A 14,491-nucleotide genomic window follows, 5' to 3' on the forward strand; every position below is an offset into this window, starting at 1 on the left:
TCATTAATCGCGCGTTAATGCGAACTTCCGGCGGTCTTGTCGCCAGCGGGATTACGCAGCCGCCCGACCACGCCGGTCGGGAAGAAGTAGACGCTGGCGATGAACAGCAGGCCGAGCCACAGCAGCCACCGGTCGGGATGCAGCAGCCCCGGCAGCAGCGGCAGGCCGGCCTCCGACGCCGCCGTGGAGGCGACGCCCATCAGCGACTGCAAATAGTTCTGGGCGAGGATGAAGACGGTAGCGCCGATGATCGCGCCGTAGATCGTGCCCATGCCGCCGATCACGACCATCAGCAGGATGTCCAGCATGATCGAGAAGCTGAGCGAGGTATCGGGACCGGCATAGCGCAGCCACAGCGCATTCAGGATGCCGGCGCTGGCAGCGACCAGCGCGGCGATGCAGTTGGCATAGGTCAGGTGGAACACCGTGCGGAAACCAAGCGCCTCGGCGCGAAAACGGTTCTCGCGGATTGCCTGCAGCACGCGCCCGAACGGCGAGTTCACGACGCGGAGCAGCGCGAGGATCATCAACGCCGAGATGGCGAACACCAGATAGAAGGTCAGGATCCGGCCGTTGACCTCGAAGCCGACCAGGCTCTTTGGGATCAGCACCGTGCCGGGGCGGAGCAACTCGGGCAGTTGGAAGCTGCGCCCGTCCTCGCCGCCGGTCAGCCAAGACAGCTGCGAAGCCAGCACCTGGAAGGCGGAGGCGACCGCGAGCGTGATCATGGCAAAGAAGATCGCGGCGACCCGCAGCGAAAACAGCCCGATCGCGAGCGCGAGCAGGGCCGCGAGCGGCAGGCCGACGACGATGCCGGTGGCGACCGCGGCCCAGTTCGGGCCCATCCCGTACAGCGCGATGGCGATGGCGTAGCTGCCGATGCCGTAGAACATGGTGTGGGCGAACGACACCGAGCCGGTATAGCCGAGCAGGAGGTCGTAGGAAGCGACCAGCGCGGCGAAGACGCAGATCTTGGCCGCGACGTTCAGTGCCTTGGCACCCGGAAACAGGAACGGCGTCGACGCCAGCGCCAGGATGATGATGACAAGAACGAGCGTGAGGATCCGGCTACGCGGCGGATCGCCTGACAGGATCATCATCGGCTGGTCACCGCATAGAGGCCGCGCGGCCGCCACATCAGAATGGCGACCATCAGCAGGATGTTGGAGACGAGGGCGAGTTTCGGCACCAGGAAGCCGCCGTAATTGGCAACCATGGCCACCAGGATCGCGCCGATGAAGCAGCCGCCGATCGACCCCAGACCGCCGATGATGACGACGATGAAAATCAAGACGGTGAGGTCGTCGCTCATGGAGGCATGGACCTGCTCGCGATAGAGCGCCCACATCACGCCGCCGAGGCCGGCCAGCGCCGATCCCGTCATGAACACACCGAGGAACAAGCGGCGGATGCGATAGCCGAGCGCTTCCACCATCTCGCGGTTCTCGACGCCGGCACGGATCAGGAGCCCGAGCTTGGTGCGGTTGAGCACGAGCTGGATGGCGATGAAGACGGCAAGGCCGATCAGCATCGCCAGCACGCGGTACTTGGCGATCGCGACGTCGCCGAGGATGAAGGAGCCGCGTAGCGACGCCGGCAGCGGCATCGGGATGATCTGTGGCCCCCACAGCGCATAGAGCGTCTGCTCGGCGACGATCAGGCCGCCGGTCGTCATCAGGATCTGCTTCAGGTGCTGGCCGTAGACCGGCAGGATCAGCACGCGCTCGACGACGAGGCCGAGCGCGCCCGACACCGCCATCGAGAGCAGCGCGGCCGGCGCCAGCACAGCGAGGTTCATCCAGAGCGAATCCGCCTGAATGGACGCTGCGAATGGCGCCAGCACCAGGGTCGCGACATAGGCGCCGACAGCGATGAAGGCGCCGTGGCCGAAATTGAGCACGTCCATCAGGCCGAACACCAGCGTCAGGCCCGAGGCCATGATGAAGATCATCATGCCCATGGCGAGGCTCGCCGCGGTCAGCGTCAGCCAGGTGCTGGGCGAGCCGATCAGCGGGATCGTCACGAGGGCGAGCGCGACCGGCAGCAGGATCGGTGCGATATCGCGCTTCGGCTTCGGCAGCGGATCGGTTGCGGCAAGGTCAGTCACTGATGCGCCTCCAGGCTCAAGCCGAGCAGCCGCTCCTGCAGCGGCACGTCGGCGGCGAGCGCCGCCATCTCGCCGCGATGGACGATGGTGCCGTTGTCCATCACGAGCACGTTGTCGCCGAGCTCGCGGGCGGCAAAGAAATTCTGCTCGACCAGGAGGATCGTCGCACCCTTGCGCTTGATCTCCTTCAGGCACTCGATCAGCGCCATCACGATCGCCGGCGCCAGGCCCTTGGTCGGCTCGTCGATCAGCAAGAGCTTGCGCGGCTCGATGATGGCGCGCGCGATAGACAGCATTTGTTTTTGTCCGCCCGAGAGGCTTCCCGCGCGCGACAGCCAGAACCGGCGCAACGCCGGGAAGAAACCAAAAATCCAGTCGAGCTGGGTGTCGTCGAGCGGGCCGTCGCGGGCCGCCAGCACCAGGTTTTCCTTCACGGTAAGATCGGAGAACACCGCCATGCTCTCCGGCACGTAGCCGACACCGAGCCTTGCGATGTCGGGCGTGGCGCGGCTCTCGATACGGTCGCCGGAGAGGCTGATCTCGCCGCTGGAGGCCTGCCACAGGCCCATGATGGTGCGCAGCGTCGTGGTCTTGCCGGCGCCGTTGCGGCCGAGCAGCATCGTGGTCTGCCCCTGCGGGACCGCGAGGTCGATACCCTGGAGGATGTGATAGCGACCGATATGGGTGTGGACGCCGGAGAGCCTTAAAAGATCGGTCATGCCGCACTCCCTGTCTTGGGCGCGACACCGAGATAGGCTTCCTGCACGATCGGCGAGGCGATCACTTCGGCAGGCGGCCCGTCGGCGACGAGCTGGCCGTTATGCAGCACGATGATGCGGTCGGCGAGTGAGCGCACCACGTCCATTTTGTGCTCGACCAGCAGGATGATCTTGCTCCTGTCCTGCTTGAGCTGTGCGATCAGGTTGAGGACGATTGGGACCTCGTCGATGCTCATACCGGCGGTCGGCTCGTCGAACATGAAGACTTTTGGCTCCAGCGCGATCATCAGCGCGACCTCGAGCTTGCGCTGGTCGCCATGCGACAGCGCGGTCGCGGCGACGCCGCGGCGGCTGCCGAGCGCGACCTGGTCGAGAATGGCGTCGGCGCGGGCGATCAGGTCGCGGCGCACCATCCAGGGCCGCAGCATGTCGTAATGGGTGCCGTTCGCCGCCTGCACTGCGAGGCGCACGTTCTCTTCCACGGTGAGGTTCGGAAAGAGGTTTGTCAGTTGGAATGCGCGTCCGAGGCCCGCGCGGGTTCGCATCGGCGCGGAGTGCTGGGTGATGTCGGTGCCGTCGAACAGGATGCTGCCGTTCGAGGCGCGCAGCTGGCCCGAGATCAGATTGAAATAGGTGGTCTTGCCGGCGCCGTTCGGGCCGACGATGGCGGTGAGCTCGCCCGGACGGAACGTGCAGGTCACGCTGTTGACCGCAACATGGCCGCCGAAGCGGATGGTGAGGTCGCGTGTTTCGAGGGTCAGCGTCATGGGGGCCGGCGAATGATGAATGGAGGTATATCCGCGATCAAGCTGCGCTCCCTCCCCCGCTTGCGGGGGAGGGCTGGGGAGAGGGTTGTCTCCACAGGCGAGAACCCCCAAGCGGAGAAAGCCCTCACCCGGATCGCATCTGACGATGCGATCCGACCTCTCCCGCATCCGCCTTCGCCGAGGCTTTGGCGGACAAGAGCGGGAGAGGCGAAGCAAGAAAAGTTCAGCGCTTGTTGCGGACGGGAACGTCCATGTCCTCGATCTTCAGCTCGCGCACCGGCTCGAGAACGGCCCAGGCGACGTTCGGATCGACCTTGACCTTGAAGGCGTACATGCTCTGCAGCGCCTGATGGTCTTCCTTCCGGAACACCATCTTGCCCTTCGGCGTGTCGAACTCCAGGCCTTCCATCGCAGTGATCAGCTTCTCGCTGTCGGTCGACTTCGCCTTGGTGACGGCGGCGACGACGGACATCGCGGCGGCAAAGCCGCCCGCGGTGAAGAAGTCCGGCGGCGCGTTGAAGCGCTTCTGGTGCTCGGCGACGAGCCAGTCGTTCACCGGATTCTTCGGGATCTCGTAGAAATAATAGGTCGCGCCTTCCATGCCGGGCAGGCCCTTATAGGCGGCGAGCGCCGGCAGGATGTTGCCGCCGGTGGAGAGCTCGATGCCGTAGCGCTTCGGGTCCATGTCCTGCAGCTTGGCCAGCGGATTGCCGGCGCCGGCCCAGATCACCCAGATGACCTTGCTGCCCGGCTTGTCCTTCAGTGCGTCGAACAGGCGCTGGCCGACTGCGGTGAAGTCGGTGGTCGAGGTGGGGGCATATTCTTCGGCAGCGAGGGTCGCACCGGTCTTGGCGAGCGCCTCCTTGAAGGCGGCGACCCCATCGCGGCCGAACGCATAGTCTTGCGCCAGCGTTGCGACGGTGACGCCCTGCTTGCCGATCGCGACCGCGTTGGAGATCGCGTCCTGCGAGGAGTTGCGCGCGGTGCGGAAGATGTAGCGATTCCACTTCTCGCCGGTAATCTGGTCCGCGACTGCGGGCTCGACGATCAGGATCTTCTTGTTCTCCTCGGCGACCGGGAGAATGGCGAGCGCCGCGGCCGACGAGGTCGTGCCGATCGCGATATCGGCCTTGTCGTCCTGATAGGCTTCGGCGAGCGCGGCCTTGGCGAGGTCCGGCTTGCCCTGGTCGTCCTTGGTGATGATGACGATCTTGCGACCATCGAGGGTCATCGTGCCCTTGGTGGCGTATTCGAAGCCCATCTTCAGGCCGGTCTCGGTCTGCTTGGCGTAGGCCTCGAGCGGACCGGTCTTGCCGTAGATCAGCGCGACCTTGAGATCGTCGGCCTGTGCGGAGGTGCCCGCAGCGAGTGCGAGAATGGTTGTTGTTATGATGAGTGATCGACGCACGATAGTCCCTCCTGATTTAACGTTTCTCGGCAACAGCGATTTGCATAACGCTACGAACATTGCAATTGAACCTTCCGGCCGAGCGCGTCGACCTTTCGAGCATGCATCATTTTTGGGCTGGCCGCGCATCGCCGGCTCCCTCGGCCTGACGCCGATCCGACTGCGCTTCGTCCGCGCTTTCGAAAATGTGCGGCGCGACGCCGCGCCTCTCCAGGGCTTCGCCGAGCTTGATGCGCAGGAAGCCCGACGTGGTGTAGCGCGACACGCCGGAATAGAAGCGATCGACGAGGCTGCGCACCATCGCCGAATAATCGTCCATCAGCTCCGGCAGGATGGAAAAATTGTCATAATTGACGATGGCGTAGACCCGGCGGCCAAGCGGAGCGAGCCTGGCTTCGACGATACCAGCGATGGTGTCGATCTCGGCCTTGCTGCGTAGCGGATAGCGCTCGAGATTGACGAAGAACAGGTTCTGCTGCTCGTCCAGCGTGAAGCGCTGGTCGAGCGGGATGGTGAGCAGGCGCTCGCGCAAATCCATGAGACCCTCACGGAAGATGCGATCGTCCATCAGCGCCGGCTCGCGCGGCATCAGCGGCTTGAAGTCCATCAGGCGCAGAATGTCGCGCTCGATGTCGATGCCGGGCGCGACTTCGATGAGCTCGAGCCCGTCGGGCCTGAGCTCGAACACGCAACGCTCGGTGACATAAAGCGTGCGCTGCTTGCGCGCGGCCGCGAACGGGCCGCTGAAGGTGACGTGCTCGACGCTGTCCACGAACTTGCGCGACTTGGCTTCGTCGAGAATGACGAGCTTCCCGTCCTTCACCGCGATGCGCTGCTTGCCCGCCCCGAAGGTGCCGACGAAAATGACCTCCTTGGCGTTCTGGCTGATGTTGATGAAGCCGCCGGCGCCGGCAAGCTTCGGCCCGAACTTGCTGACGTTGAGGTTGCCGGCACGGTCGACCTGGGCGAGCCCGAGGAAGGCGGCATCCAGGCCGCCGCCGTCGTAGAAGTCGAACTGATAGGGCTGGTCGATCACCGCCTGGGTGTTGATCGCCGCGCCGAAATCGATACCGCTCGCCGGGATGCCGCCGATCACACCCGGCTCCGCCGTCAGCGTGATCAGGTCGATGATCCGTTCCTCGTTGGCGACGGAGGCGATCCCCTCGGGCATGCCGATGCCGAGATTGACGACGCTGTTGGCCTTCAGCTCCAGGGCGGCGCGACGGGCAATGATCTTGCGCTCGCTGACCGGCATGACCGGCAGCGAGGCGGCGCGGACACGGATCTCGCTGGAGAAGGCCGGATTGTATTGCGTGCCGAAGGTCTGCCAGTGATTCTCCGGCTTCGCTACCACGACGCAGTCGACGAGGATGCCGGGAATCTTGACCTGGCGCGGATTGAGGCTGCCGGCCTCGGCGACGCGTTCGACCTGGGCGATGACGATGCCGCCGGAATTATGCGCCGCCATGGCGATGGCGAGCGCTTCCAGTGTCAGCGCCTCCTTCTCCATGGTGAGGTTGCCGTCGGGATCGCCGGTGGTGGCGCGGATGATGCCGACATGAATCGGAAACGTCTTGTAAAGCAGGCACTCTTCGCCGCGTAGCGTGATCAGCTCCACCATGTCTTCGGTGGTGCGCGCGTTCAGCTTGCCGCCGCCGTGCCGGGGGTCGACGAAGGTGCCCATGCCGACGCGGGTGATGTGGCCGGGCCGGTGCGCGGCGATGTCGCGGAACAGGTGCGTGATGACGCCCTGCGGCAAATTATAGGCCTCGATCTGGCCCGCGATCGCGAGCTGCTGCAATTTCGGCGCAAGGCCCCAATGTCCGCCGATCACGCGTCGGACCAGGCCTTCATGCGCGAAATGGTTGAGGCCGCGATTCTTGCCGTCGCCCTGGCCCGCCGCGTAGACCAGCGTCAGATTGCGCGGCTTGCCCTGCGTATAGGGGGCATCGCCCTCGTGGGAGAGATAGAGCTCCTCCAGCGCGATCGCGATCTCCTCGGCAAAGCCGATGCCGACGAAGCCGCCGGTCGCGACCGTGTCGCCGTCACGGATCAGCATGACCGCTTCGGCCGCGGTGACGATCTTGCCCTTCTCGGAATTGCGCAAGTAAGGCAGAGCTGGGTGATGGCTCACGGCGTTCCTCCCGATCTCCTAGACCGTATGCCGTTATTGTGCGTTGATCCTATCGCGAGGAACGACCCTGGAACAGGCCGCTCCTCGCGATGGACGAGGTGATCAGGACATTCAGCCCTGAACTATCTTGCGTGTTTCGGTGGCGAAATAGACCGAGACGATGGTGATGAGCGCCAGCGCGATCATGTAGAGCGAGATCGGCCAGGTCGCCGGCGCGTAGGCCGTCATCAGTCCCGTCGCGATCAGCGGCGACAGCGCGCCGGCGAAGATCGAGGCGAGGTTGTAGCCGAGCGAGACGCCGCTGTAGCGCACCTTGGTGCCGAACAGCTCCGACAGGAAGCTCGCCTGCGGGCCGTACATGGCGGCGTGACCGATGGCGAGGCCGAGCACGATCGCGATCCAGGCATATTGCGGGTTCCTGGTCGCCAGCAGCGTGAACAGCGGGAACGACATCAGCGCCGAGAACACCGCGCCGAAAATGTAGATCGGCCGCCGCCCGAGCCGGTCCGAAAGCGCGCCGAAGGCCGGGATGGTGAAGGTCTCGATCGCCGCGCCGATCAAGACGCCATTGAGCATGTCCTGCTTGTTCATGCCGAGCGACTGCGTGGCATAGGCGAGCACGAAGGTCGCGTAGATGTAGAAGAAGCCGTTCTCGGCGAAGCGCGCGCCCATCGCGAGCAGGATGTTCTTGGGATACATCCTGATCGCCTCGAGGATCGGCATCTTCACTTCCTGCTTGGTATCCTTGACCTTCTGGAACTCCGGCGATTCCGCGATGGTGAAGCGGATCCACAGGCCGACCAGCACCAGCGCGATCGAGAACAGGAACGGGATGCGCCAGCCCCACGCCAGCAGCTGCGCATCGGTCAGCATCGCCGATACCACCGAGAAGACCAGCGTGCCGAGCACGAGGCCGAGCGGCGCGCCGAGCTGCGGCCAGCTGCCGTAAAAGCCCTTCTTGTCCGCGGGCGCATGCTCGACCGCCATCAGCACCGCGCCGCCCCATTCGCCGCCAAGGCCAAAGCCCTGGATCAGGCGGCAGGTGACGAGCAGGACCGCTGCCCAGATGCCGGCGGTCTCGTAGGTCGGCAGGAATCCGATCGCCGCGGTCGCCACGCCCATGATCAGCAGCGTCAGATAGAGCATGGTCTTGCGGCCGATCTTGTCGCCGTAGTGTCCGAACACGACGCCGCCGAGCGGGCGCGCGATGAAGCCGAGCGCATAGGTCGCGAACGCCAGCAGCGTTCCCATCATGGGGTCGAAGGTCGGAAAGAACAGCTTGTTGAAGATCAGTGCCGCGGCGGTGCCGTAGAGGAAGAAGTCGTACCACTCGATCGCCGTGCCGATCAGGCTCGCGGTGGCGACCGTGACGTGCGAGGGCTGTTTCGCCTGAAGCTGATGGACCGAGATCGCTTCACTCATCCTTGCGTCCTCCCTGATTTGCGAAATGCGCATGTGCAGCATGCGTCATTGTGCAAAGCGAAGAGCAAGGTCCGCGCCAGATGCTGTTGGCTTGCGTAAACTGGCCTAAATCCCGGCAATTTCCGCATTGGCGCTTGGACAGAGCCGTTCGGCGCCATGTCCGGAATCCGAGACTCCGGACAGTCCACTGTCTCGAAACTCAGACAGGGGTCGGCCCTGCGGCGAGGCCGAACTTGGCGAGCTTCTTGTAGAAGGTCGCGCGCGAGATCTTCAGCATCCTGGCGGCCTCGGAGATCTGGCCGTTGCTGGCGGCGAGCGCCTGTTCGAGCGTGTGCTTCTCGAACTCGGCCTCGGCTTCGGCATAGGGCACCACAGGTCCGGCCGGACGCTCGGATGCTGCGAGCCTGACCTCGGAGCCGACGGGAAGAATGCGGGCGACATCCTCGCCGGTCAACCGGCCGGAATCGCTCAGGATCAGCGCCCGCTCCAGGATATTGCGGAGCTCGCGGACGTTGCCCGGCCAGTCATAGCGCGCCAGCGCGGAAAGCGCGCTCGGCGTGATCTTGGCCTTGACGTAATCGCCGGAGGCGCTGATGTCCTCGACCAGCCGGGCGCAGATGTCGGGGAGATCATCCAGGCATTGCCGCAGCGGCGGCAAATCGATCGAGAGCACGTTCAGGCGGTAATAGAGGTCGGGGCGGAACGCGCCGTCGCTGACGCGCTTGCGCAAATCCACATTGGTCGCCGCGACCACGCGCACGTCGACCTTGGAGATCTTGTCCGAGCCGAGCGGCTCGATCTCGCGCTCCTGCAGCACGCGCAGCAGCTTGGCCTGCAATTGCAGTGGCATCTCGCCGATCTCGTCGAGGAACAGCGTACCGCCGTCGGCGATGCGGAACTTGCCCTCGCGGCCCCTGCGGTCGGCGCCGGTATAGGCGCCCGGCGCGGTGCCGAAGAACTCCGACTCGATCAGCGTGTCGGGGATCGCCGCGACATTGACGCTGACGAACGGCTTCTCCGCGCGCGAGGAGGCATTGTGGATCGCCTGCGCCAGCATCTCCTTGCCCGTTCCGGTCTCGCCGGTGAGCAGCACGGTGACGCTCTGCCGGGCGGCGCGGCTTGCAAGCTGCTTGGCTTGCGCGATTCCGGGCGTTGTGCCGACGTAGTCGGCGAAGGTGAAGCGCGCCGCGCGGGCGTTGGACAATTGCCGCCGCGCCAGCCGCAGATCGCTCTCGAGCTGGGCGACGCGTGCGAGCAGGGGCTTCAGGCTTTCGAGATGGTCGTAGAGCACGAAGCCGATCGCGCCGATCACCGTTCCGTTCTCGTCCTCGATTGGCATGCGCGTCACGACCAGCTGCTCGCCGCCGAGCTCCATGATGTCGAGCAGGATCGGCTCGCCGGTCTCGGCCACCTTGCGCATCAGGCTGTTGGGGATGACCTCCTCGATCGGCCGGCCGATTGCCTCGGAGGTCCGCTTGAGACCGAGCGCCGCGAGATATTTTTCATTGACGTAGACGACGCGTCCGCCGCGGTCGATCGCGATCGCGCCCTCGCAGAGCTTCTCCAGCCGCTCGAACAGCGTCTCCATCGCGCGCGCACGGAGATAGGCGGGATCGCTGATCGAGGCGGAAGAGGCGGACATGACATATCCCGGGGGAAGTCTGCCTGTGTATTAGCAAAAGGGCGTCGATTTCAAAGGGGGAATTGGGTTGCGCCCCATACTCCGCTGTCGTCCCGGGCAAGCGAAGCGACGATCCGGGACCCATAGCCACAGGGAGATGTGATAACGGGGACTCGGAGTGACCGTCTTAGCGCCAAACCACGCCCTGTGGTTATGGGTCCCGGGTTCGCTTCGCGCCCCGGGACGACAGCGCTGTGTGTTGCGCGGCTCGCACCCTACCTTCGATAGCCGCTCGCCCGCGAATAGCCCTGGCGGTTCTGTTGGTGCGGGCGGCTTAAGACGCTGGCGCGCGACTCGCTCGAGGCCGGCGTCGCGAGCTTGAGCTCCTCCAGGAAGATCGGGCGCGAGAAGTAATAGCCCTGGGCGTAGCGGATCTTGGTCGCGGCCTGGAGATAGGCGAGCTCCTCGTAGGATTCGAGGCCTTCGGCGATCACGGTCATGCCGAGCGCTTCGCTCAAGGACTCGATCGCGCGCAGGATGCCCTGGCTGCGCGGGCGCTTATGGATGTCGGTGATGAAGGAGCGGTCGATCTTGATTTCGTCGGCGGTGATGTCGGCCAGCGCCGAGAGCGAGGAATAGCCGGTGCCGAAATCGTCGATCGAGATGCCGACGCCGAGCTTGCGGAACATCGGCAGGATCTCGTCCTGGAAATGATTCTTGGCGACGAAGGCGTCTTCGGTCACCTCGATCATGAAGCGCTGCGGAAAGCCGGTGTCGTCCAGCGCCCGCGCGAAGCTGCGCATGAATTCGGGGTTGCCGGCCTGCTTGGCCGCGACGTTGATGCTGATGGTCGCTTCCGCGCCGAACGTCTCGTTGATCAGGTCGATCGATTTGACGATTTCGGCGAGCACGAGATGGGTCAATTCGTCGATCAGCCCGAGCTCGCTGGCAAGATTGATGAACGATCCCGGCGCCTGGATCACGCCTTCGTCGTCGCGCAAGCGCACCAGGGCCTCGATGCCCTTCACCGCCTGCGTGCGGATGTCGACCTTGGACTGGAAGGCGCAGCAGAAGCGCTTTTCCAGGATGGCGAGCCGCAGCGACTGTTCGATCTTCATCCGCGCCAGCGCCTCGCGCTCCATGCTGGAGTCGAAGAACGCCGCCAATCCCTTGCCGTCGTTCTTGATGCGGTACATCGCGATGTCGGCATTCTGGCGCAGCGTCTCGAAGCTGCGGCCGTGATCGGGATAGAGGCTGATGCCGACCGAGGTGGAGGCGAAGAGTTCCGAATGGTCGATGAAGAACGGCGCCGTCAGCCGCTCCAGCGTCGATTGCATGAATTCGGCGACTTCCTCCTGGCTCTGGATCGGAGAGAGCAGCAGCAGGAATTCATCGCCGGAGATGCGCGACAGCATGTCGGAATCGCGCAAGTCGCGCCCGAGCCGCTTCGACAGCTCGACCAGCAGCGCATCGCCGACGGCGTGGCCGTAATAGTCGTTGATGTGCTTGAAATTGTCGACGTCGAGGAAGGCCAGCGCGAAACGCTCGCCGCCGCCATTCTCCGCCAGCAGATTGTTGGCGTGATGTTCGATCACGCGCCGCGAGGGCAATCCCGTCAGCTCGTCGAAATAGGCCGAGCGGAACAGCTGGTCCTCGAAATTCTTCTGCTCGGTGATGTCGGAGGACGCCGAGATCAGCAGCTCGCGTCCGGCGAGGCGAACGGGACGGTGGGTCGTGAGCAGCACCTGGCGCGCGGCGCCGCCGTGAAGCGCCTCCTCGGTGACGACAGCCTGGCCGGCGCTCAGCGCCTGGCGGCAGGCTTCGCGGCGCTGCGCAAGATCGGGTGAAGGGCGACTGCCGTCCATGCCAAGCTGCGCGGCGGCGGCATCGTTAACCAGCAGAAGCTCGCCATGCGCATCCTGCACGGTGAGGCCGGCCGGCAGCATTCTAACGATTTCCTTGAGAAAACCGAGCTCGGCTTCAGTCGCGCCGGAATATTGGTTGTCGTTCATAGAAGTCATGAATCTTGTTGTTTCAGCGCGCCTTTGCAATGGGCGCGATCTTGCGCGGTTCCCTCTTAGGTTTGGTTAAGGGGTACGGAGAAATACGGGGGTGTTTTGGAGAAAACTTGCGGCGATGCGACGCGCGCAGAAAATCGTCATTAACAGAGGGTCAACAGCCCATGCGAAACTGCGGGCGGGGTGCGCGGGCCGGCTTTCGCTTGACGCGCGATGCTATTCGCTTCGGGGGATGCGGCACTGCATGATGCAATGCAGCCCGGTCTTCAAGTAAGAGATCTCGGTCCTGCCATCGAAGGACGACAGTGCCGATTTCAGCAGCTTGGTGCCGAAGCCGGGCTCGGACACCTTGTCCACGCTCGGGCCCTCGGTCTCGTCCCAGGTGATGATCAGGCGGTCGTCGCTGACGGTCCATGACACCTGCAGCAGACCGCGCGGCGCGGAGAACGCGCCGTACTTGCCCGCATTGGTGGCCAGCTCGTGAAACATCAATGACAGCGTGACCGCGAGCTTCGGCGGCAGGAATAGGCGGTCGCCATTGAGGGTGAAGCGGACATGGCCATAGGGGCCGAGCTCCGAGATCAGGAGGTCGCGGATGTCACAGCCGGCCTTGTCGATCCGCGAGATCAGATCGTCGGTCGCGGCCAGCGAGCGCAACCGCGGATCGACCCGGTCCCAGACCTGGGGGTGGTCGTGCAGCACCTGGTGCAGCACGGCGTGCACCGTCGATAGCTTGTTCTTCAGCCGGTGCTGGAGCTCGTCGACCAGCAGCTTGCGATACTCTTCTTCCTCGATCAGGCGCTTGGAGATCCGGCGCTGCTCCGCCAGCATGGTGCGATAGTGCTCGACACCCCAGATGGTGAGCGCACAGACCGCCCAATAGAGTGCCAGCAGGGCAAACCGCGCCCGATCGGCAAAGGCATCGCCGAAATTCACCACGACGCCGAGCATTCCGCCGACCAGCGCGGTCACGATTCCGATCCGGAAGCCCCCGAACGCGGCGGCGAAGAACACGGCCGGGAAGTAGGGCGTGAAGTAGACGTCGGGCCGCACATGGGCCAGCCCCCAGCGCGTCAGCGTCGCGATCAGCAGGCAGGCCACCGCAAAGGCAATGCTCAGACCAAGCGATGGCGGCGCCGCACCCTGCCAACCCCTGCGGAATTCCTCGATCAGCTTCCCCATGCGCAGCCCAATTGCGATATGCGTTCGAAAATCGAGCGACCCGTGAAGATGTTACGCATCCCGTCCGCACAAGCATAGCTTGCCTTGTCGGGGGCAGGCAGGGATAGTGGCGCCCGCGGCGATGGCAGCGGCCGATGTTCGCCATTTGGCGTCAAATCGTTCGAAAACAGGAACATTCCATGGGCAGGCTGGACGGCAAGGTTGCGGTGATTACGGGGGCGACAAGCGGGATCGGATTGCGCACTGCGGAAGTCTTCGTTGCCGAAGGTGCCAAAATTGTGATCGCGGGGCGGCGTCGACCGGAGGGCGAAGCCCTGGCGAAGCAGCTCGGCGCCAACTGCATCTTCCGCCAGACCGACGTGACGCTCGAAGACCAGATGCAGGCGTTGATCGCGCTCGCCGTGGACAAGTTCGGCCGGATCGACTGCCTGTTCAACAATGCCGGCGGCCCGGCGCAGACCGGCGGCATCGAGGGCCTCGAGGTCGAGCGCTTCGATGCGGCGATGGCGACGCTGGTGCGCAGCGTCATGCTCGGCATGAAGCACGCCGCGCCCCACATGAAGAGGCAGGGCTCAGGCAGCATCATCAACAATGGCAGCATCGCCGGCCGCCTCGCCGGCTTCTCATCCTCGATGGTCTATAGCGCGGCCAAGGCGGCGGTGATCCATCTCACCAAATGCGTGGCGATGGAGCTTGGCGAGTCCAATGTGCGCGTCAACGCGATCTCGCCGGGCGCGATCGCGACCGGCATTTTCGGCAAGGCGCTCGGGCTCTCGACCGATGCTGCGGAGAAGACGCCGGCTGTGATGCGCGAGGTCTACAAGACCGCGCAGCCGATCCCGCGGGCGGGCCTTCCCGATGACATCGCCCAGGCCGCGGTGTTCCTGGCCAGCGACGAATCCAGCTTCATCAACGGCCACGATCTCGTCGTCGACGGCGCCATGACCGGCGGCCGCAACTGGAGCCAGCAGCAGCAGGGCTATGTGGCGCTGCGCAAGGCGTTCGATCAGGGGGCGTAGAAGCTCCGGCGACGGTGCCGTAGATTCCATGGGGTGGTGAGCGTGGCCTTTCCGGTAGGTTTGGGTTTCCACACTCGAACCCCCGGAGAGTCAG

The 14,491-nt window shown here is 64.6% G+C and carries 11 protein-coding genes; 1 reads left to right on the plus strand and 10 read right to left on the minus strand.

Translation table 11 applies throughout. The features are described from left to right. Positions 1-14 precede the first annotated feature (14 nt). From RAD04_RS15085 to RAD04_RS15130, 10 genes are all read right to left on the minus strand, one after another. Positions 15-1,100 carry a branched-chain amino acid ABC transporter permease gene (locus tag RAD04_RS15085; protein WP_461624384.1) on the minus strand — a complete coding sequence of 362 codons (1,086 nt, stop codon included), beginning with the start codon at positions 1,098-1,100 and terminating at the stop codon, positions 15-17. After that, positions 1,097-2,107 (minus strand): branched-chain amino acid ABC transporter permease, encoded by a 1,011-nt coding sequence (locus RAD04_RS15090; RefSeq protein ID WP_018319497.1) that lies wholly within the window; start codon positions 2,105-2,107, stop codon positions 1,097-1,099. The genes RAD04_RS15085 and RAD04_RS15090 overlap by 4 nt, the downstream gene beginning before the upstream one ends. Beyond that, positions 2,104-2,826, minus strand: coding sequence for a branched-chain amino acid ABC transporter ATP-binding protein (locus RAD04_RS15095; protein WP_461624385.1), 723 nt, complete (start codon positions 2,824-2,826; stop codon positions 2,104-2,106). Before RAD04_RS15095 ends, RAD04_RS15090 begins: the two co-directional genes overlap by 4 nt. Next, a complete protein-coding gene (locus RAD04_RS15100) occupies positions 2,823-3,593 on the minus strand; it encodes an ABC transporter ATP-binding protein (RefSeq protein ID WP_461624386.1) in 771 nt (256 codons plus the stop codon). Before RAD04_RS15100 ends, RAD04_RS15095 begins: the two co-directional genes overlap by 4 nt. A 223-nt stretch (positions 3,594-3,816) precedes the next feature. Further along, positions 3,817-5,001, minus strand: a complete 1,185-nt coding sequence (locus RAD04_RS15105; RefSeq protein ID WP_461624387.1) for a substrate-binding domain-containing protein — start codon at positions 4,999-5,001, stop codon at positions 3,817-3,819. A 106-nt stretch (positions 5,002-5,107) separates the two neighbouring features. After that, complete coding sequence (locus RAD04_RS15110) at positions 5,108-7,135, minus strand: acyl CoA:acetate/3-ketoacid CoA transferase (RefSeq protein WP_461624388.1); 2,028 nt, start codon at positions 7,133-7,135, stop codon at positions 5,108-5,110. A gap of 111 nt (positions 7,136-7,246) precedes the next feature. Further along, the gene (locus RAD04_RS15115) at positions 7,247-8,557 is read right to left on the minus strand and encodes an MFS transporter (RefSeq protein WP_461616275.1); all 1,311 of its coding nucleotides are present in this window, start codon (positions 8,555-8,557) and stop codon (positions 7,247-7,249) included. A 199-nt stretch (positions 8,558-8,756) separates the two neighbouring features. Beyond that, entirely contained in the window at positions 8,757-10,199 is a 1,443-nt protein-coding gene (locus tag RAD04_RS15120; RefSeq protein WP_461624389.1) for a sigma-54 interaction domain-containing protein, read from the minus strand. A 254-nt stretch (positions 10,200-10,453) separates the two neighbouring features. Continuing rightward, positions 10,454-12,190, minus strand: a complete 1,737-nt coding sequence (locus tag RAD04_RS15125; RefSeq protein ID WP_461624390.1) for a putative bifunctional diguanylate cyclase/phosphodiesterase — start codon at positions 12,188-12,190, stop codon at positions 10,454-10,456. A 222-nt stretch (positions 12,191-12,412) separates the two neighbouring features. Next, on the minus strand, positions 12,413-13,378 hold the full coding sequence (locus tag RAD04_RS15130; RefSeq protein WP_091961957.1) for a sensor histidine kinase: 966 nt from the start codon (positions 13,376-13,378) through the stop codon (positions 12,413-12,415). Positions 13,379-13,557: 179 nt separating this feature from the next. Between RAD04_RS15130 and RAD04_RS15135 the strand changes: the two genes are divergently transcribed. Continuing rightward, positions 13,558-14,397, plus strand: a complete 840-nt coding sequence (locus RAD04_RS15135) for an SDR family NAD(P)-dependent oxidoreductase (protein ID WP_461624391.1) — start codon at positions 13,558-13,560, stop codon at positions 14,395-14,397. The last annotated feature ends 94 nt before the right edge of the window (positions 14,398-14,491 follow it).

This window comes from Bradyrhizobium sp. 25ACV (assembly GCF_054863005.1).

Bases quoted from the DNA above. Each gene is read 5' to 3' on its own strand.
- RAD04_RS15085 (WP_461624384.1), bottom strand. From the start codon at position 1,100: ATGATGATCCTGTCAGGCGATCCGCCGCGTAGCCGGATCCTCACGCTC.
- RAD04_RS15095 (WP_461624385.1), bottom strand. From the start codon at position 2,826: ATGACCGATCTTTTAAGGCTCTCCGGCGTCCACACCCATATCGGTCGC.
- RAD04_RS15100 (WP_461624386.1), bottom strand. From the start codon at position 3,593: ATGACGCTGACCCTCGAAACACGCGACCTCACCATCCGCTTCGGCGGC.
- RAD04_RS15115 (WP_461616275.1), bottom strand. From the start codon at position 8,557: ATGAGTGAAGCGATCTCGGTCCATCAGCTTCAGGCGAAACAGCCCTCG.
- RAD04_RS15120 (WP_461624389.1), bottom strand. From the start codon at position 10,199: ATGTCCGCCTCTTCCGCCTCGATCAGCGATCCCGCCTATCTCCGTGCG.
- RAD04_RS15125 (WP_461624390.1), bottom strand. From the start codon at position 12,190: ATGAACGACAACCAATATTCCGGCGCGACTGAAGCCGAGCTCGGTTTT.
- RAD04_RS15130 (WP_091961957.1), bottom strand. From the start codon at position 13,378: ATGGGGAAGCTGATCGAGGAATTCCGCAGGGGTTGGCAGGGTGCGGCG.
- RAD04_RS15135 (WP_461624391.1), top strand. From the start codon at position 13,558: ATGGGCAGGCTGGACGGCAAGGTTGCGGTGATTACGGGGGCGACAAGC.